The following is an 18741-nucleotide window of genomic DNA, read 5'->3' on the forward strand; positions in this document are numbered from 1 at the left end:
AAACCGTTGTCATATCAGTCGATTTCGTGTGAGGAGAAACCATGCACTCCCTCCCTCCGCCAGTGTCAACTGGATCAGGTTCGAAGGGTCGCCATGCCGCGCCGACGCGATGATGGCCTCTCAGCCTCCTGACGAGGCTCCCCCGGACGGTCTGGATATAATCACTCGCCCGGCGAATGTCACCGGCGGTCCACAATATTCGGGCCGCCGCCTTTAGCCGCGCCGGGACAGCGGCACCACATTGCTCGGCACCTTGCGGGTGGCCGCGACGATGGCGCGCTTCAGCGCCTCGCGGCTGAAGGGCTTGCCGAGGCGCGGCAGGCCGGCCTTGGCGTCGGCGGGAAGCTCGGCATAGCCGGTGCCGAGAATGACCGGCAGGCCCGGCCAGCGCTCCTCGATCACCGCCACCATCTGCACCCCGGTCATGCCCTGCATGGCCTGGTCGGTGAGGACGACATCGAAAATCTGGCCGGACTCCAGCAGTTCCAACGCCTCGCGCGCGGACAGCGCCTCGGTGACGACGCAGCCGAGATCTTCCAGCATGGCGCCGGTGGCGGAGAGAACCAGCGGATCGTCGTCGACCACCAGCACACGCTGGGCGCCGTCCTCGCCATCCGGCACGCCACTCTCATCCTCGACCGCGACGGCGGGCGCCGCCGGCACGATGTCGGCGACGGGAAGATAGATCGTCGCCGTCGTTCCCTTGCCGGGCGTGCTCTGCAGCGCCAGCCGGCCGTCCGACTGGGCGGCGAGGCCGTGGACCATGGCGAGGCCGAGCCCGGTGCCCTTGCCGACGCCCTTGGTGGTGAAAAAGGGTTCGGCGGCGCGCGCCAGCGTCTCACCGTCCATGCCGCTGCCGGTATCGGTGATCGAGAGGCAGAAATAGCGCCCCGGCTTGAGCCGGCCCGGCTCGGCCATGTCATCACCATCGCCGACCGTCTCCTCGCGTGCGGCGATGGTGATGACGCCGCCATCCGGCATGGCGTCGCGCGCATTCACCGCGAGGTTGAGCAAAGCGAGTTCAAGCTGGTTGGCATCCACCCGCGCCAGCGGCAGCCCGAGCGGAAAGCGGGTTTCGATACGCACGGCCGGGCCGATGGAGCGGCGCATCATCTCCGCCATGCCGAGCACCAGTTCCGGCACATCGACAGCTTCCGGCTTCAGATCCTGCCGTCGGGCGAAGGCGAGCATGCGCTGCGTCAGCGCCGCCCCCCGCTGCGCCGCCTGCATGGCGTTGCCGAGCAGGGTGCGCAGCCGCGCATCGTCCGGCGCGCGCTTGGCCGCGAGCTCCAGATTGCCCAGCACGACGGCGAGCAGATTGTTGAAATCATGCGCGATGCCGCCGGTGAGCTGGCCGACCGCTTCCAGCTTCTGCGCCTGGCGCAGGGCATCCTCCGTGGCGCGGCGCTCGGTGACATCGACCAGCCCGCACAGCGTGTTGGTCAGATTGCCGGCGGAGTCGCGTTCCGCCACCGCCGACAGCACACAGTCTAGTATATGCCCATCCTTGGCGATGAGCTTGTATTCCGCCTCGCGCAGCTCGCCCGTTTGGAGAAGGCGCGGCCAGTGCTCGCGGTTGCGGCGCTGAGCCGATTCCTCGGTCATGAAGTCGGTCAGCGGGCGTCCGATCACTTCCTCCCGGCTATAGCCGAGCAGGGTCAGCCAGCGGTCGCTGACCTGGGCGATGCAGCCGTCCGGCCCCAGAGAGTGCAGCGGCAGCGGCGTGTGGCGATAGAGTTTGCGGTAGCGCTCCTCGCTCTCGCGCCACGCGCTCGCCTCGCTGTCGGCGAGCAGGGCGACGCGCCGGTCATAGGCCGCGGCGAGAAGCAGCGCGGTGAATATGATGAAGGTCGCGGCCGTCACCACCGCGACCAGCGCGGCATTGTCGATGCCCCCGGTCATAGCCGCCCTGGCCGCGTCGGCCGCCGCATCATGGGCGTCGCCATGGCTGGTGAAGGTCACCCCCATCATCGCGACGTAGTGCATGCCGGCAATGCCGAAGCCGAGCGCCAGCGCCGCCACGGCCCGCTGGAGCGCCGAATGGTTACGGAAGGCGAGCCAGATGGCGAGGGTGGAGGCGGAGATGGCGAGGACAATGGCCGCCCCGACATGGATCATGTCGTAGCTCATGGAGCCCGGCATCCGCATCGCCGCCATGCCGGTATAGTGCATGCCGACAATACCGAGCCCCATGAAGATGCCGCTGAGCAGAATGCCCTCAATGCCGATCCCGGGCCGGCTGGCGCCAAACAGGGCGAGGGCGGTGGCGAACACTGCCAGCAGCAGCGAAGCCAGCGTCAGCTCGGCGCCGTAGGAAACTTCCATGCCCACATTCAGCGCCAGCATGGCGATGAAATGCATCGACCAGATGCCGCCGCCGAGAACCACCGCCGCCGCGCCAAGCCAAACCAGCCCGGCCGATCGGGTGCGGGTCATGCGGCCGGCGAGGTCGAGCGCGGTATAGGACGCCGCGACGGCGATCAGGATCGACAGCGCCACCAGCGCGCTATTGTGGGTCCCGATGATGCTCATGACCGCCGTATGTGTCTCGCCTTCCCTTCGCCGGATGCCCGCGCGGGCCCCGGCCGCGCGTCAGCCGCGGCCGGGGCCCGGCTGCGGCTCTGCGCGCGCCCTAGAGATATCCCATGAACCAGAGAATAAGAATGATCGGCAAAGGAATACCGAGCATCCAGAGAGCTGCGCCCTTAAACATGACCACCTCCTGCATGTGCAGCAAGGGAACACCGCAGGGCCGTCATCGGTTCCAATGCCGACGGGCCCGACAACGCCCATTTCCTCAGTGCCGGTGAACGATGTCCTTTCTCTCCGCCCGCCGTCTCCTGCAGCCCGTGACTCGACGCCTACCCCTCCGCCTGCGCCTTCTGTCCGGCCTCGTCCTGCCCGAGCTCGCCGTGCTCCTTGCGCTGGGCGGCGCGGCGCTGGCGCTGCTGGGCTTCGCCTTCATCGCCGACGAGGTGGTGGAGGGCGAGACCCACGCCTTCGACGAGGCGGTGCTGCTGGCCTTCCGCGCGCCGGGCGACCCGGCCGACCCGCTCGGCCCGCCCTGGCTGGAAATTGTCATGCGCGACGTGACGGCGCTGGGCGGGACGACGGTACTGACGCTGCTCACCCTGATCGTCGCTGGCTTCCTCGCCATTGACGGCAAGCGCGCGGCCGCGCTGTTCGTGCTGGTGGCGACCTCGACCGGCGGGCTGCTCAGCTATGCGCTGAAGCTCGGCTTCGAGCGTCCGCGGCCCGACCTCGTCGCCCATCTCGTCGATGTCCGCACGCTCAGCTTTCCCAGCGGGCACGCCATGGGCTCGGCGGTGACATTCCTCACCCTCGGCGTCCTCATCGTGCGCACCGAACGCAAGCGCCGGGTGAAGGCCTATGCTCTGGCGGTGGCGGTGGGCCTCACTTTGCTGGTCGGCTTCAGCCGCATCTATCTCGGCGTCCACTGGCCGACGGACGTGCTCGCCGGCTGGTGCGCCGGAAGCGGCTGGGCGCTGCTGTGCTGGATCACCGTGCTGCTGCTGCAGCGCCGCGGCAAGGTGGAGAGCGCCAATGGTGCCGGGCCCGAAGCCGGCGCTTCCCCCCCGCCGGCCGCGTGAGGCCCGCAAAGCTCCCGATGGCTTTCGCCGCGCGCTCGGCTATCATCGCCGGAGGCCGCCGCAGAGCGCGCCGGAACACGCAGGAGAAAGCGCATGAGCTCCACCGCACCGGAAGGACATCTGATTCCGGGGATCGGCGTCATCGAGACGGTCGAATCCGACAACATCCTGCGCTGGGACGGCAGCAATCTCTATGTCGAGCAGGACGTGTTCCATAATGGCCAGCTCGTCCATCGCCGCTACCGCAAGCGCGTGACCAAACCCGTGGCCCAGGCCATCGCCGCGATCCTCGCCCAGCACTGAGCGGCAGCGCCGCTAGATCCGCGCCAGCAAGCCACCGAGCAGCACAAGCCCCTGCGGCCACAGGCCGAGCCGGGCCGCCGAGCCGATATGGCCGAGTTCGCCGACATCGGCGAGATCGGCGCCCCAGGCCTGCGCGAAGGCCCGCGCCTGCTCGGGTGTCACGCGCGGATCATCGCGCGATGACAGGATGAGCGTGGGATAAGGCAGGGGCGCCAGCGGCATCGGGCCGAAATTGCGCACCAGGTCGAAGGACGGGTCGGGATCGTCGACATGGGTCGGCGCCGCCAGAAACGCCGCCGCCACCTTGGCCCGCGCCCGCGCCGGCTGCGCGGCGGTCCAGCGCACCACCGTCGCCACGCCGACGGAATGCGCCACCAGCACCACCCGGCGCGGCGCGGCCTCCACCGCCGCATCGAGCCGCTCGGTCCAGGCGCCTACTTCCGGCCGGCTCCAGTCGGCCTGGATCAGACGGGTCGAATTGGCAAACGCGCCGAGCCAATATGACTGCCAATGGTCGGCCGGCGCGTTTTCCCGGCCGGGAATGACGAGAAAATCGAAGGAGGAGAAATCGACCGCCATCAGCCCGCCCCCCTCACGCCGGCCACAGCACGGCGATCAGCACCAGCCCGAGGCCCAGCAGCGCCACCGACCAGACCATCGAGCGCAGATAGGGTATGCCCATCGCGTAGAGCGGCACATAGACGATGCGGGCGCCGAGATAGAGCCAGGCGCCCCAGAGGGTGAGCGCCCCTTCCCGGCCCGCGACATGCGCGATCAGCACGGCGGCGGCGAAGAGCGGCAGCGTCTCGTAGAGATTGGCCTGCGCGCGCCGCAGCCGCCCGGTGACGACCCCGACCGGCGGGCCGGGTTCGTCGCGCGGACCGGCATTGTAGTCGAGCCCGGTCTCCCGGTTGCGCCACGCGGCGGGCAGCAGCACCTGCACCACGGCGAGAACCAGCGTCCAGGCCAGAAGGGTCAGTTCGGTGGTCATGCGGGATTCCGTTGGGTGAGAAAGCGCACTGAAAGCCATCGCTATTCCGGCGCGATGCACTACATGTAGCACATCATGTCCAAACAGAAGCAGATCAGGCGCCGGATGACCGATGGCCGGCCCCTCAATCAGGTGGCGGCATTGGCTTACCGTGTGACGCCCGGCGGGCAGATCGAGGTTCTCGTCATGACCTCGCGCGAGACCCAGCGCGTGGTGATCCCGAAGGGCTGGCCGATGAAGAACCGGAAGGACTGGAAATCCGCCGAGATCGAGGCCCGGCAGGAAGCCGGCGTGGTCGGGGATGTTGGCCGCAAGCGGCTCGGCCAGTATCTCTATTGGAAGCGGCTCGACACACATTTCGCCCTGGTGAAAGTGTCGGTCTATCCGCTCGCCGTGCGGCGGCAGCTTGCCGACTGGCCGGAGCGCCATGAGCGGATGCAGGCATGGCTGCCCGCCGAGGACGCCGCCCTGCTCATCGACGAACCGGAACTCGGCGCCATTCTGCTCGAATTCGCCCAGTCGCGTGCCGCGCACCTGCTGGCGGCGCCGAAGAAACAGACCTCCCCGCGCGCGCCGCGCAGTGCCATGGCGAGCGCTGCCGGGCCCGCCGCCGTCTAGAAACGGCAGCGGACCCGGCATTGCCTCACTCGATGACCTGCACGACCCGGTTGGTGGCGGGATCGACCAGTACCGTGCGCTCATTGACGACGGTGTAGCGATATTCCTTCACGCCATATTCCGCCGGCACCTCGTAATAGTGCACCGTGTCGGGCGGCAGTTCGGTGCCGACCACAACCTCGCGCTCGACGCGATAGGACGGCACGTTCTCCTCGACCACATAGCCGCGGAAGCGCGAGCGCCGGTCTTCGGCGATGCCGCCGACCACCGCGCCGGCCACCCCGCCGACCACGGCGCCGACCGGGCCACCGACCAGCGCGCCGCCCACCGCGCCTGTGGTCGCGCCGGCGGCGGTGCCGGCGCCGTCCTGCGCATTCGCCGCCAGAGGCGCGGCAAGGATCAGCGAAGCTGCAATAATCGCGTGTCGTATCATGGTATTACTCCTGTCGCCCTGCCCCGTTGATGTGCGGCACCTCAACGCCGCTCCGGCAAAGCTGTTCCCAAAGTGCAGAAGGGCGACAGAAGACGGCGACTAAATACCTCTGCTCTTACAAATACTCACGTTTCGGTATCGGAAACGCGGCGGTCGGGTTGGAACAACCTGCCGCCTTCGGCGAACAGCACGCAGGCGAGCGCGACGGTGGCGAGCGCGGCGAAGCCCAGTGTCAGCGGCAGCGTGGTGCCGTCGAAATTCTGCCCCAGCGCGAAGCCGGCCAGCGCCCCGCCGACCGTACTGACAAAGCCGAGCACCGAGGAGGCGGTGCCGGCCACATGGCCCACCGGCTCCATCGCCATGGAGTTGAAATTGGATACCATCAGGCCGAAGCAGAACATCATCACGCCCTGCAGGATGGAGAAGCTCCAGATGCTCTCCACCCCGCCGAGCACGATCGCCGCATGCAGCAGCGTCACCGCGAGATAGCCGCACAGCGCCGCGTGCGAGACGCGCCGCATGCCGAGCCGTTCGACGATGCGGGCATTGAGCAGCGAGGACGCCGCCATGAACACGGCGATCAGCGCGAAGATCAGCGTGAAGAATTCTTCCGCGTCGAAGGCGTCGGCGAAGACCTGCTGGGCGGAATTGATGAAGCCGAACAGCCCTCCCATCGCCATGGTGATGGCGAGCATGTAGCCAACGGTGATGCGGCTGCGCACGATCAGACCGAAGGCATGGGAGATGCCGGCGAAGGAAATCGGCGAGCGGTCCTCCGCATGCAGCGTCTCCGGCAGGCGCGCCAGCGTCCACACGAACAGCACCGCGCCGAACAGGCACAGCATCAGGAAAATGCCGCGCCAGGGCGCGATCAGCATGATCGCCTGCCCGATGGAAGGCGCCACGATCGGCACGGAGAGGAAGACGAGGAAGGCGAGCGACATCACCCGCGCCATATGCGAGCCGGAATAGCAGTCGCGCACGATGGTGATGGCGAGGATGCGCGTCGCCGCCGAGCCGACCCCCTGCATCACCCGCGCCGCCAGCATTACGCCGAGCGTGCCAGCGAACACCGCGCCGATGGAGGCGAGCGTATAGACCGCCAGCCCGAACAGCAGCACGCTGCGCCGCCCGAAGCGATCCGCCAGCGTGCCATAGACGAGCTGCGCCCCGCCGAAGCCGAGCAGATAGGCGGTGATGACGAGCTGGGTGTGGTTCGCGGTGTCGATGCCGAGCGACTCGCCGATTTCCGGCAGCGCCGGCAGCATCGAATCAATGGCGATGGCGTTGGTCGCCATCAGGCCGGCGATGAACAGCACGAATTCCCGGAAGCCCATTCCCGGGTGCGGGATGCCGGCGGGAGACGATGCCGGCGTGGAGGCGGGGGCGGACATAGGCGATCCAATATGCAGGGGGCGCCCCGTCGGCAAGACGGGCGGCGGCAAGGACGGTGGCGGCTGCCGGGCCCCGCCTTAGCGCGCGGCGCCCGCCCGGCCTATAGGCCGAAAGACACAGACGGGCGAATTCGCCGCGTGCGGCGCGCAAAGCCAGGCGCCGCAGGCCTTCACACTGGCGTCAATAAAAGTGATGCGTATCATCAATGCGCCGGCGGCGGCCTGCCGGCGCCGCGCACCGCGTCGGGCGGAGGCGCCATCGGGGAGCATGCGCATGTTCGATCCGACCACGTGGACGGGCTTCCACACCTGGCTCAGCCTCATCGCCATCGCCGCCGGCTTCGTCGTCATCGCCAGCCTCATCACCGGCCATGAACGGCGGGGCTGGACGGTCCTCTTCCTTGTCACCGCCGTCGCCACCAGCGCCACCGGCTTCGGCTTTCCCTTCACCGGCGTGCTGCCCTCGCACATTGTCGGCGTCATCGCGCTGCTCGTCCTCGCGGTCACCGTGCCGGCGGACTATGTCTTCCACCGCGCCGGACGCTGGAACATGGTTTACGCGCTGGGCATCGTCGCCAGCCAATGGCTGCTGGTTTTCGTCGCCGTCGCCCAGCTCTTCGCCAAGGTGCCGGGCCTGCACGCGCTGGCCCCCACCCAGGCCGAACCGCCCTTCGCCATCGCGCAGGGCATCGTCCTCATGTTCTTCGTGGCGGCCGGCATCGCGGCGGTGCGCGGCAAGGGACCGAGCGCCCTCCCCGCCTGACCTCAGAACTGCGGCGGCGCCAGGTCGAGCGGCGGCGCGTCATATTGCGGGATGTTGAGCTCGATGGTCGCGGGGTCCACGCTGGGAGGCGCGCTGATCCAGTAGGTCACCGCCTCCGGCCACAGGATGACCACGACCACGAGGACGAGCTGCATCAGCAGCCACGGAATCGCGCCCCAATAGATCTGCGAGGTGCGGATCGACTTCGGCGCGATGCCGCGAAGGTAGAACAGCGCGAAGCCGAAGGGCGGGTGCATGAACGCCGTCTGCATGTTCACGCAGAGCAGCACGCCGAACCAGACGAGATTGATGTCGAGCTTCATCGCCACCGGCACCAGCAGCGGCACGATGATGAAGGCGATCTCGAAGAAGTCGAGGAAGAAGGCGATGAAGAAGATGAACACATTGACGAAGATCAGGAATCCCGCCTTGCCGCCCGGAAGCTGCGACAAAAGGTGCTCGATCCACAACGCCCCGTCCATGCCCTGAAACACCAGGCTGAACACGGTGGCGCCGATCAGGATGAACACCACCATGGCGGTAAGGCGCGCGGTGGAGGCCATGGCCTGGCGCAGCAGCGTCCAGGTCAGCCGCCCATGCAGCGCGGCGAGCAGGATGGCGCCGATCGCGCCCATGGCGCCCGCTTCCGTCGGCGTGGCAAGGCCCATGGCCAGCGTGCCGAGCACCAGCAGGATCAGCACGATGGAGGGCACCATGCCCCACAGCACCTGCCGGATCAGCGGCCAGCCGCCCTCCCCGCGCGCCTCCGGCGGCAGCGGCGGCATATGCTGCGGCTTGAACAGCGACAGCACGAACACATAGGCGAGGAAGATCAGCACCTGCAGCAGCGAGGGGCCGATGGCGCCGAGATACATCTCCCCCACCGGCCGGCCGAGCTGTTCGGCCAGCACGATCAGCACCAGCGAGGGCGGGATGAGCTGGGTGATGGTGCCGGAGGCGGCGATCACGCCGGTGGCGAGGCGCTCATTATAGCCGTAGCGGATCATGACCGGCAGCGAAATCACGCCCATGGCGATGACCGAGGCCGCCACCGTGCCGGTGATGGCGCCGAGAATGGCGCCGACGATGATCACCGCATAGGCGAGCCCGCCCGGCACCTTGCCGAACAGCTTGCCGGTGCCTTCCAGCAGATCCTCGGCAAGCCCGCAGCGCTCCAGGATCGCGCCCATGAAGGTGAAGAAGGGAATAGCGAGCAGGAGATCGTTGGAGATGATGCCGTAGAAGCGGAACGGCAGCGCCTGCAGGAAGCTGAAGGTGAAATGGTCCGTCAGAATGCCCAGCGTGCCGAAGAACAGCCCGACCGCGACCAGCGAGAACGCGACGGGAAAGCCGGCCAGCATGAAGCAGATCATGCCGGCGAACATCAGCGGGGGCATCACGCCATAGGAGAACATGCGGGGCTCGCGCGTCGGACAAAGGCTGGAGGGCGGGAAAGGCTGGAGAGCGGGGTGTCGCGCCGCCCTATTGCAGCGGTTTCTCGTAGTCGGTGGAGATGTCGAGCACGCCCGACAGCGCGGCGACGCGCTTGATGAGTTCGGAAAGCCCCTGCACGGTGAGCAGCGCGAAGCCGAGCGGCAGCAGCAGCTTGGCCGGCCACAGGATCAGCCCGCCGGCATTCTGCGACACCTCGCCCGCGGTGAAGGACTGCCAGAAAAAGGGAAAGCTCAGCCAGGTGAGATAGCAGCCGGCGGGAATGAGGATCAGCAGGAAGCCGAGCGTGTCGATCCACAGCCGCGCGCGCGGCGACACCGCCATATAGACCAGATCGACCCGCACATGCTCGTTGCGCTTCAGCGTATAGGGGGCGCCGAGCAGCACCACCGCGCCGAACAGATACCACTGCGCTTCCAAAAGGCCGTTGGTGGAATAGCTGAAGAGGTAGCGTACCGTCGCATTGCCGGCGCTGATCAGGCAGGCGAACAGCACGCAGTAATCGGCGATGCGGCCGAATCTCTCGTTGAGACCGTCAACGATACGGCTGAAGGCGAGCAGCCCTCCCATTCCATCCCCCCGAACTGACCGGCTGTTCTCGTTGCGGCCGGGGCGCCCCCATCGCCGCCCCCGCCGAGGACGGCAAGATAGACCATCGTCTCAGCCAATTTAACCCGCCTTGTCGGGCCGCCGCGCCGCGCGCATGGGGCGCCCTCGCCATGCCGCAGCGGAAGCGGGTCCACAGGCGAGGTGGCCGGCGCGGATTTCCCCAGGGGGCGCGGCGTGTTATCCCCCATGTCATCTTGTTGCCACGTTTCACGAAAGCTCCCATGACGCTCGGCGCGCTCCGTCTTCCGCTCGGCATCTGCGCGTTCATTCTCGCGGCGGGGGCGATCTATCTCGCCCGCTCCGTGGTGGCGCCGGTGGCGTTCGCCCTGTTCATCATCGCGCTGGTCTGGCCGCTGCAGCAGCGTCTGCAGCAGCGCGTGCCGGCGCTGCTGGCGATGATGGCGACTCTGGTGCTCACCATTCTCGTGCTGGCGGTGCTGTTCTATGCCACCATCTGGGGCTTCAGCCAGGCCGGGCGCTGGCTCATCGCCAATGCCGGGCGTTTTCAGGCGATCTATAGCGAGACCGCCGCGCAGCTTGAGGAAATGGGACTCTATTCCGCCGGCATGCTGGCCGACACCTTCAACGCGAGCTGGCTGATCGGCACGTTTCAGGGGCTGGCCGGGCGGCTCAACGGCATGCTCGGCTTTGGCGTGGTGACGCTGATCTTCGTCATGCTCGGCCTGCTGGAGGTCGACATCGTCCGTACCAAGCTGGTGGCGGAAGCGGGCGAGACCGGCCGCCGCCTGGTACGCGCCAGCGCGGCGACGGCGGCGAAGTTCCGCACCTATATGGTGGTGCGCACGGTAATGAGCCTGCTCACCGGCCTGTTCGTCTGGGCGCTGTCCGCCGCCATGGGGCTCGATCTCGCGCTCGCCTTTGGCGTCATCGCCTTCGCGCTCAACTACATCCCGTTCATCGGCCCGCTGGTGGCGACGCTGCTGCCGACCTTCTTCGCGCTGGCGCAGTTCGGCGCCTGGGAGACGGCGGTGGCGGTGTTCCTCGCCATGAACGTGATCCAGTTCTTCAGCGGCAGCTATATCGAGCCGCGCGTGGCCGGCAAGGCGCTCGCCATCTCGCCCTTCCTGGTGCTGTTCGCCGTGTTCTTCTGGGCGTTCATGTGGGGCCTGTCCGGCGCCTTCATCGGCGTGCCGCTGGTCATCGCCGCCCTCACCTTCTGCGAGGAGGGCGAGGGCACACGCTGGATCGCCCGGCTGATGTCCGGCCGTGAGGAGCCTGCCGTAGCGTCATGACCACTGTCCTCCGCCTTCTCCGCAAGATTCTGAAATGGCTGGGCGTGCTCGCGCTCGTGCTGTTCGTCGCCTTTCTCGGCTCGCGCATCTGGTTCGCCCAGAGCGGTCCGCCGCTGGAGCCCTGGCACATTTTCGTGCCGGAGGAGCTGAGCGTCGACGAGCTCGACCAGGCGGACTGGCGCGGCTATCTCGCCCGCGAGGACGAATTGTTCGCCGATGTCACCCGCGAAGTGGTGCAGAAGCTGCCCGATGACGAGCGCGTGCCCTCCAACCGCTATTTCGCCGGCAGCGTCGTCTACCCGCCGAAACTGTCGCAGGATTTCAACCGCTCCTATGAGCTGGTGCCGGAAGGCGCGCCGGTTGGCGTCGTCGTGCTGCTGCACGGCCTCACCGATTCGCCCTACAGCCTGCGCCATGTCGCCGGGCGCTACCTCGCCAATGGCTTCCTCGTCATCGCCCCGCGCCTGCCCGGCCATGGCACGGTGCCGGCTGGCCTCACCGCCGTCGAATGGGAGGACTGGCTCGCCGCCACCCGCCTTGCGGTGCGCGAGGCCGCCGCGCGGGCGCCGGGCAAGAAGCTGGAAATCGTCGGCTTTTCCAATGGCGGGGCGCTTGCGCTGAAATACGCACTCGACGCGCTGAGCGATGACACACTCGTCCGCCCCGACCGGCTGGTGCTGATCTCGCCGATGATCGGCATCACCCGCTTCGCCCGCTTCGCCGGGCTGGCGGCGCTGCCGGCCTGGCTGCCAGCTTTCGACAAGGCGGCGTGGCTCGGCATCGTCCCGGAGTTCAATCCGTTCAAGTACAACAGCTTCCCGGTCAATGGCGCAGTGCAGTCGCATCGCCTCACCCGGGCGCTGCAGGCCTCCATCAGCGCCCAGGCGCGGGCCGGACGGCTGAAGGACCTGGCGCCGACGCTCACCTTCCAGTCGGTGATGGACTTCACCGTCTCCACCCGCGCCATCATCGACGCGCTGTACGGCCAGCTACCGGCCAATGGCAGCGAACTCGTGCTGTTCGACATCAACCGCAACACCAAGCTTGGCCCGCTGCTGCGCGCGACCTCCTATTCCGCGCTGCTGCGCCTGCTGCCACCGCTCCCGCGCGCCTTCCGCACCGTGATCATCACCAATGAGAATGAGGGGTCCGATCAGGTGGTCGAGCACGCGATTCCCGCCGGCAGCACGGAAGAGACCGTGCGCCCGCTCGGCCTCGCCTATCCCCCGGATGTCTATTCGCTCTCCCATGTCGCCCTGCCCTTCCCGCCGGAAGACGGGCTCTATGGCTCGCATCCCGACCCGAACGAGAATTTCGGCCTCGAACTCGGCGCCATGGCGGTGCGCGGCGAGCGCGGCGCGCTCATTGTCAGCCTCGACGCGCTGGTGCGCATGTCGTCGAACCCGTTCTTCGCCTATATGAACGACCGCATCATGCCGCCCCCGGCCCCGGCGACCGCGCCGCCACCCTGAGCCGCGCCGGACGCGTCGGCCTCCCAAGGCGCGGCGGCCGGCCGACACGGCGGGGTGACTCGCCATCGTCGCCTCGGCAGGCTAATGCTGGCGCTTGTCACAGGCCCGGGCCTGCGGAGGCTGGATGCGTCTCGTCATTGTTGCGTTTGCCCTCGCCTTGTGCGCGGGCTGCTCGAACCGGCCGGTGGGCGTGCTCACGCCGGTGGAAGCGGCCGTGCCCGACACCACCAAGGTCAATCTTCTCGTCGCCACCACCCGCGAACCCTCCACCGATGCCGGCATTCTCTACACCGGCGAGCGCGGCGCGGGCGTGTCGCTCGACGCCTTCACCGTCTCCATCCCGCCGGACAGCCGCCGCCAGATCGGCGAGGTGCAGTGGCCGCGCCGCCTGCCGCCCAACCCGGAAACCGATTTCGCCACCCTCGCGGTGACGCCGCTGCCGAATGTGAAGGCGGCGAAGGGCTGGCTCGACAGCCATCTGCCGCCGAGCCGGCGGGTGCTGATCTTCGTCCACGGCTTCAACAACCGCTTCGAGGACGCGGTCTACCGCTTCGCCCAGATCGTGCATGACTCGGGCTCCGAGGTGGCGCCGGTGCTGTTCACCTGGCCCTCACGCGCCCGGGTGTTCGACTATCTCTTCGACCGCGAGAGCACCATCTTCTCGCGCGACGCCTTCGAGGAGACGGTGTGGCAGGTGGCGAGCGATCCGCGCGTCGAGGATGTGACCATCATGGCCCATTCCATGGGGGCGTGGCTGGCGATGGAGAGCCTGCGGCAGATGGCCATCCGCCGCGGCAAGCTGCCGGCCAAGATCCGCAACGTCATCCTCGCCTCGCCCGATGTCGATGTCGACGTGTTCGCCTCGCAATGGCGGGCGCTGAACGGGCCGCAGGCGCGCTTCACCCTGTTCGTCTCTCAGGACGACCGGGCGCTGCAGGTCTCCCGCCGCATCGCCGGCGGCGTGGACCGGCTGGGCATGATCGACACACAGAAATACTACGCCGATCTGGAGAAGTCCGGCATCGTGGTGATCGACCTCACCGCCATGCGCAGCGGCGACTCGCTCAATCATGGCCGCTTCGCCTCCTCGCCGGAAGTGGTGCAGCTCATCGGCCAGCGGCTGGTGAACGGACAGACCGTGACCGATTCCGAAATCAGCCTCGGCGACCGCATCGCCGCCGGCGCCATCGGTGTCGGCCAGACGGTGGGCAGCGCCGCCGGCCTCGCACTCAGCGCCCCGATCGCGGTGATCGACCCGAAGACGCGCCGCACCTATCAGGGGCAGGTGGAGCGCTTCGGCCAGACGCTCAGCGAAACGGTCGAGGACCCGGCGGCGGACTGAACCGCCGCTTCAGCGGGCAAGAAATCCGATCGCCGCCGCGTTGATGATGTCGATGAAGAAGGCCGAGACCAGCGGCAGGATGATGAACGCGCGGGGCGAAGGCCCATGCGCCTTGGTCACCGCCGTCATGTTGGCGATGGCGGTCGGCGTGGCCCCGAGGCTGATGCCGGTGAAGCCGGCGGAGATCACCGCTGCCTGATAGTCGCGCCCCATGGCCGGGAACACCACGAAGACGATGTAGGCCACCGCCGCCAGCGTCTGCACCGCCAGCACCAGCACCAGGGCGAGACCGAGCCCGCCAATGCTCCAGAGCTGCATGCTCATCAGCGACATGGCGAGGAAGATGTTCAGCGCGAGATCAGAGACCAGCGCCAGCGCCCGCGTGCGCGTCGGCCAGTTGAGGCGCGGCAGCAGGCGCGGCACCGTATTGGTGAGCACGATGCCGACCAGCAGGCACACCACGAACATGGGCAGCTTCAGCCCGGTCCACTCCACCGCCTCCTCCAGGCCGAAGGCGATCAGTATGGCGACATTGAGCACGAGCACGGTGCGCAGCAGGCTGACATGGCTGATGTCGTCGTCGCGCCGCTCATCCACCGCCTTGGGCAGGCCGACGATTGCCTCCTGCCCGCGCTCGCTCTTGAGATGATGCCGGGTGATGAGGTAGCGGGCGATCGGCCCGCCGGCGAGGCTCGCCAGCACCAGCCCGAGCGTCGCCACGGCGATGCCGACCTCCAGCGCGTTCGCCACGCCGAACCGCTCCGCGATCAGCGGCGCCCAGGCGATGGTGGTGCCGTGGCCGCCGATCAGCGAGGCCGAGCCGAGGAACACGGTGAGCCCTTCCGGCAGGCCGAGCAGGCTGACGGCACCGAGGGCGATCGCGTTCTGGATGACGAGATAGAGAACGGTGAGGCCGAGCAGGATCACCAGCGGCCGCCCACCGGCCAGCAGGTCGTCCAGCCGGGCATTGAGGCCGATGCCGGTGAAGAAATACAGCAGCAGCATGTCCCGCGCCCCGAGATCGAACACGATGGCGGTGTCGAAGAAGCGATAGGCGATCAGCGTCACCAGCGCTGCCAGCAGGCCACCCGTCACCGCTTCCGGAATGTTGAACCGGCCGAGCGGCGGGATCGCCCGGTTGATGCCGGAGCCGGCGAAGAACACCACAATGGCGATGGTGAAGGTGAGTAGCCCGGAAATCTCGATTGCCGGCATGGTCCCTCCGCCTCGCGCCCGCAGGCGCCAATCCTCATGCGCGCCTGCCGGACCAGCCCGGCGCCGCCACACTTGGCACACTTGCCACCCCCGCCCCGTCCCTGGCAACCGCCGCGCACGCCGACGGAGCCGGATCCGATCGGGCCGAATCAACCTGTCGGGTGAAGGGGCCGTCACATCGCGGAGAGAGAATATGCTCGCGCGCGGCGGCGCGGTCAGCGGGCCGGCTGCCGGCGGCGCAGCAGGCCCTTGCCGGTCAGCAGCCGCCCGAGCCAGAGCGGCAGGCGCAGCAGCGGGTAGAGCAGGTAGAGCCGGCGCGGCAGCGGCAGGTCAAGGGCGTCCTGGCAGTTCACCGTCCAGCGCAGGATCTCGGTGCCGACATGGGCGGGCCCGCACGCCATGGCGTGCAGCATCGGCAGGAGGGCGACCGCGCGCAGCGAGGTTTGCGGCCGTTCCTCGCGCAGGAAGGCATGGCAGAGCCGACGCATCGCCCGCTGCAGCGGCGCCTCTGCCGGCCGCGCCAGCGCCGTCGGCAGAGGCAGGTCGAACAGATCGCGGCAGAGGGCCAAGGCCAGCAGCGCGGCCGGCCCGGCGCCCCGCGCCTCGGCATGGCGGTAGAGACGCAGCCGCTCCTCCTGTGTCCGCCCCACCAGCAAAGCGTGCAGATCGGCGAGCCATTTGAGCCGGAACCAGCCGCTACGGGCGCCATGGACGCAGAGATAGGCGAATTCGTCGTCGGGGTGAAAGCCGTGGATCGGCACACCGGCGAGACTCTCGCGCCGGCCCGCCGCCGCCAGCAGCGGTTGCAGCGGCAGCAGCCGGCGGTTCTCAGTCAGCCGCCAATGCGGTTCCAGTTGCACGCCGCGGACCGGATCGCTCATCACCGCCTCCATCTGGAAGGCCCGCAGCGCGTCGATCTTCGCCGGGGTCAGCGGCGGCGCGGGGAAGTCCGGCTGGTAGCCCTCGCCGGCGAGCAGCGCGAACACCGCGTCAAGGTCTTCGGGCCGCACCAGGAAATCAATGTCCTTGCCGTGCTTGACCGCGATCGAGCCATAGGCCCGCTGCCCGACCAGCGCGCCCTTGAAGAACACCGCCTCGATGCCGGCGGCGTCGAACAGCTTCTGCAGCCGGACCAGCGCGGCGACCGTGGCGAGGTTCTGCCGCGCCAGCGCCTGCGCCTTGCCGGCGAGGGTGCGCCGCACCTCCTCGGGCACCGTGCCGGCAAGCCCCCCCAGCCCGACATGCACCAGCCCCGGCACACGGTGCCGCTCCACCAGGCGGAGGAAGCCTGCCCAGTCCTCGACCCTGGCCGCCGCGCGTTGCAGCGCCGGCGAGGCCGGCGTCGCCGCACGGTGGGCGCCGGCCTCGGCGCACAGGTGCGCCAGCAGCGCGAACGCCGCCTCGGTACGGCCCGGCTCTTGCCTCAACGTCTCGCTCATGCCCGCCCGACCGCCGCAGGAGCAGTTTCCCGCCCGCATGCCCCCATGGACCACGCACCCGCCTATAGCGGATGCGGCGGGCGCTGTCAGGCGCGGCCGGGCGCCGGCACGCCGGCACCGGGTGTGACGCTACAGCTTGATGATGAAGTGCAGCGCCAGATAGGGCGGCAGGTGCGAGGCGTGATGGGTATCGCACGTCAGCCGTTGCAGCGTCTCCGGCGCGATGACGCCGAAATTCTTTCCGTCCGCATCGCGCGTGGAGGTAAGCCTGTAAGTATGGTCGATATGGTGAGAATGCTCGCGTGATCCACCCGCCTGATGTGCCGGGAAGCTGCCGCCATCCGCGCCGACAGGAAACCGCCCGCGCAGGTCCGGGCGGCCGTTCTGGCCGTCGCACAGCGCCCACCCCTCGGGCAGGTGGGCCGGATCGCCCGCCCACATGACAACCACACCCTTCGGCACGGCGCCCGGCCCGGTGATGCCGCCCGGCACCTCGACCGCGCCGCTGACGGAGAGGCCCCCCGTCACCCTCACCGGGCCGCGCGACGCCGAGACCGGCTGCGCCAGCGTGAGCGGCCCGTTCACTGTCAGCGAGGTGTTGAGCGTCGTTTTTCCATCGGTGGTGATTTCCAGCGCCGACTCGGTCTGGTCGACGCAGGTGAGCTTGAGATTGTCGTCGTCCTCATAGGCGACGCGGGTCAGCCGCCATTTCGGCGTCACGGTCTGGTCGTTCATCTCGGTGTCCTTTCAGGGGCGCGGGGTGTCGGGCAGGGGCCGGTGTGCCGCCATATGTCAGGGCTTCGACCAGATGGCGCGCCCCTCGCCGTCGTCGATGCGGACCTTGCCGTCGTCCGTCACGCGCAGCAGCACGCCGTTTTTCTGGAAGGTATCGGAGGCGAACACGGCCCCTCGGGCGCCGGCATACAGGACGAAGTTGCTGTCGGCCTGCATCCGGGCGATCGTACCGATCGCGTCGCTGCGGTCCTTCATGGCGACCCAGATTTCCAGGGGCTTGAGCCTGTCGCGATCGTCGCGAAGGCTGAGCCGGCCCGATGCGTCGAGCAGCAGGCTGTAGCGCCCCGACGGGGAGACGACGCTGCCTCCCCGGCTCAGCGCTTCGCCGGCGCGCAGGACGGCGCGAATGCCGGGATCGGAGGGAATGCGCGAATTCGGCCCCCCATAGATGATATAGGCCAGGCTGTACCAGGGCGGGCGGATGTCGAAAGGCTCCGCCGCGCCGTTCGATGGCAGCTTGACCTCGTCCCCGACATTGCGCGAGAGGGCGTTATTGTCACCCGGGATATAGGGTACGGCCACCACGAGCTGCTTGAGCGTCAGCAGGTCGTCCTTGGGCAGGTTGGCGACCTTCAGCGTGCAGCTCGGCGCGCCGCCGCGACTGCCGACGGTCTTGTAGTCGGCGCTGGCGGGATCATGGCCGACGATGAAGCTGCCGCGCAGATCGGGGACCGGGTCGCCATTGGCCAGCCAGCCGCTGCCATTGCACAGGTACCAGCCGGCCGGCAGCTTGGCCGGGCTGCCCGACCACATGAGAATGGCGCCAACCGGCACCGCCCCCATGCCGGCCAGACCCTGTTCCGCCTCAATGGTGCCGCTCGCCTTCACCGCGCCGGTCACGGTGAGGCCGGACAGGGCGGTGGCCAGCGCCTCCAGGATCACCGGGCCGGTGACGGACAGCGCGGTGTTGAAGGCGGCTCGGCCATCAGCGGTGATCTCGACCTTCGGCGTGCTTTCCCCGTCCAGCGTCAGGCTGAGGCTGCCGGTGTCGCTGTCGATCTGGCGGACCCGGGTCAGCGTCCATAGCGGGGTTACGGTATCGTCGCTCATC

General features: G+C 68.4%; 18 protein-coding genes and 1 riboswitch. Of the genes, 7 read left to right on the forward strand and 11 right to left on the reverse strand.

What is annotated here, in order from left to right; all coding sequences use genetic code 11:
* Nucleotides 1–34: 34 nt before the first annotated feature.
* Nucleotides 35–154: riboswitch (TPP riboswitch) on the reverse strand.
* 59 nt (nucleotides 155–213) lie between these two features.
* A complete protein-coding gene (locus AAC979_RS12210; protein WP_371347151.1) occupies nucleotides 214–2532 on the reverse strand; it encodes an MHYT domain-containing protein in 2319 nt (772 codons plus the stop codon).
* Between the two features lie 281 nt (nucleotides 2533–2813).
* On the opposite strand from AAC979_RS12210, the gene AAC979_RS12215 reads away from it, so the two are divergent.
* Together AAC979_RS12215 and AAC979_RS12220 are read left to right on the forward strand one after the other, a co-directional pair.
* Entirely contained in the window at nucleotides 2814–3611 is a 798-nt protein-coding gene (locus tag AAC979_RS12215) for a phosphatase PAP2 family protein (protein WP_371347152.1), read from the forward strand.
* 93 nt (nucleotides 3612–3704) lie between these two features.
* Complete coding sequence (locus AAC979_RS12220; RefSeq protein WP_371347153.1) at nucleotides 3705–3914, forward strand: hypothetical protein; 210 nt, start codon at nucleotides 3705–3707, stop codon at nucleotides 3912–3914.
* A 12-nt stretch (nucleotides 3915–3926) separates the two neighbouring features.
* Here AAC979_RS12220 and AAC979_RS12225 read toward each other — a convergent pair whose 3' ends face one another.
* Together AAC979_RS12225 and AAC979_RS12230 are read right to left on the reverse strand one after the other, a co-directional pair.
* A complete protein-coding gene (locus AAC979_RS12225; RefSeq protein WP_371347154.1) occupies nucleotides 3927–4493 on the reverse strand; it encodes an RBBP9/YdeN family alpha/beta hydrolase in 567 nt (188 codons plus the stop codon).
* A 13-nt stretch (nucleotides 4494–4506) separates the two neighbouring features.
* A complete protein-coding gene (locus AAC979_RS12230; protein ID WP_371347155.1) occupies nucleotides 4507–4905 on the reverse strand; it encodes an MAPEG family protein in 399 nt (132 codons plus the stop codon).
* Between the two features lie 75 nt (nucleotides 4906–4980).
* Here AAC979_RS12230 and AAC979_RS12235 point away from each other — a divergent pair, with 75 nt between their 5' ends.
* Entirely contained in the window at nucleotides 4981–5523 is a 543-nt protein-coding gene (locus AAC979_RS12235; RefSeq protein ID WP_371347156.1) for an NUDIX hydrolase, read from the forward strand.
* Between the two features lie 25 nt (nucleotides 5524–5548).
* On the opposite strand, the gene AAC979_RS12240 is transcribed toward AAC979_RS12235, so the two are convergent.
* Together AAC979_RS12240 and AAC979_RS12245 are read right to left on the reverse strand one after the other, a co-directional pair.
* Nucleotides 5549–5956, reverse strand: a complete 408-nt coding sequence (locus AAC979_RS12240; RefSeq protein WP_371347157.1) for a DUF1236 domain-containing protein — start codon at nucleotides 5954–5956, stop codon at nucleotides 5549–5551.
* 125 nt (nucleotides 5957–6081) lie between these two features.
* Nucleotides 6082–7350 (reverse strand): multidrug effflux MFS transporter, encoded by a 1269-nt coding sequence (locus tag AAC979_RS12245; RefSeq protein ID WP_371347158.1) that lies wholly within the window; start codon nucleotides 7348–7350, stop codon nucleotides 6082–6084.
* Between the two features lie 274 nt (nucleotides 7351–7624).
* Between AAC979_RS12245 and AAC979_RS12250 the strand changes: the two genes are divergently transcribed.
* The gene (locus tag AAC979_RS12250) at nucleotides 7625–8113 is read left to right on the forward strand and encodes a hypothetical protein (RefSeq protein WP_371347159.1); all 489 of its coding nucleotides are present in this window, start codon (nucleotides 7625–7627) and stop codon (nucleotides 8111–8113) included.
* Between the two features lie 2 nt (nucleotides 8114–8115).
* On the opposite strand, the gene AAC979_RS12255 is transcribed toward AAC979_RS12250, so the two are convergent.
* Entirely contained in the window at nucleotides 8116–9528 is a 1413-nt protein-coding gene (locus AAC979_RS12255) for a TRAP transporter large permease subunit (RefSeq protein ID WP_371347160.1), read from the reverse strand.
* A gap of 67 nt (nucleotides 9529–9595) precedes the next feature.
* Nucleotides 9596–10135, reverse strand: coding sequence for a TRAP transporter small permease subunit (locus AAC979_RS12260; RefSeq protein ID WP_371347161.1), 540 nt, complete (start codon nucleotides 10133–10135; stop codon nucleotides 9596–9598).
* A 260-nt stretch (nucleotides 10136–10395) separates the two neighbouring features.
* Between AAC979_RS12260 and AAC979_RS12265 the strand changes: the two genes are divergently transcribed.
* The 3 genes from AAC979_RS12265 (at nucleotide 10396) to AAC979_RS12275 (ending at nucleotide 14241) form a co-directional block, all read left to right on the forward strand.
* A complete protein-coding gene (locus tag AAC979_RS12265) occupies nucleotides 10396–11427 on the forward strand; it encodes an AI-2E family transporter (protein WP_371347162.1) in 1032 nt (343 codons plus the stop codon).
* Nucleotides 11424–12899, forward strand: a complete 1476-nt coding sequence (locus tag AAC979_RS12270) for an alpha/beta hydrolase (protein WP_371347163.1) — start codon at nucleotides 11424–11426, stop codon at nucleotides 12897–12899. The genes AAC979_RS12265 and AAC979_RS12270 overlap by 4 nt, the downstream gene beginning before the upstream one ends.
* Nucleotides 12900–13023: 124 nt before the next feature.
* Entirely contained in the window at nucleotides 13024–14241 is a 1218-nt protein-coding gene (locus tag AAC979_RS12275; protein WP_371347164.1) for an alpha/beta hydrolase, read from the forward strand.
* A 9-nt stretch (nucleotides 14242–14250) separates the two neighbouring features.
* On the opposite strand, the gene gltS is transcribed toward AAC979_RS12275, so the two are convergent.
* The 4 genes from gltS to AAC979_RS12295 form a co-directional block, all read right to left on the reverse strand.
* The gene (gltS, locus tag AAC979_RS12280) at nucleotides 14251–15456 is read right to left on the reverse strand and encodes a sodium/glutamate symporter (protein ID WP_371347165.1); all 1206 of its coding nucleotides are present in this window, start codon (nucleotides 15454–15456) and stop codon (nucleotides 14251–14253) included.
* A 215-nt stretch (nucleotides 15457–15671) separates the two neighbouring features.
* Nucleotides 15672–16895: a nucleotidyltransferase family protein gene (locus tag AAC979_RS12285; protein WP_371347166.1), complete on the reverse strand. Its 1224-nt coding sequence runs from the start codon at nucleotides 16893–16895 to the stop codon at nucleotides 15672–15674.
* A gap of 129 nt (nucleotides 16896–17024) precedes the next feature.
* Nucleotides 17025–17630: a hypothetical protein gene (locus AAC979_RS12290; RefSeq protein WP_371347167.1), complete on the reverse strand. Its 606-nt coding sequence runs from the start codon at nucleotides 17628–17630 to the stop codon at nucleotides 17025–17027.
* A 57-nt stretch (nucleotides 17631–17687) separates the two neighbouring features.
* A complete protein-coding gene (locus AAC979_RS12295; RefSeq protein ID WP_371347168.1) occupies nucleotides 17688–18740 on the reverse strand; it encodes a hypothetical protein in 1053 nt (350 codons plus the stop codon).
* Nucleotide 18741 lies beyond the last annotated feature (1 nt).

It is taken from the genome of Ancylobacter sp. IITR112 (assembly GCF_041415945.1).
Taxonomy (GTDB): domain Bacteria; phylum Pseudomonadota; class Alphaproteobacteria; order Rhizobiales; family Xanthobacteraceae; genus Ancylobacter.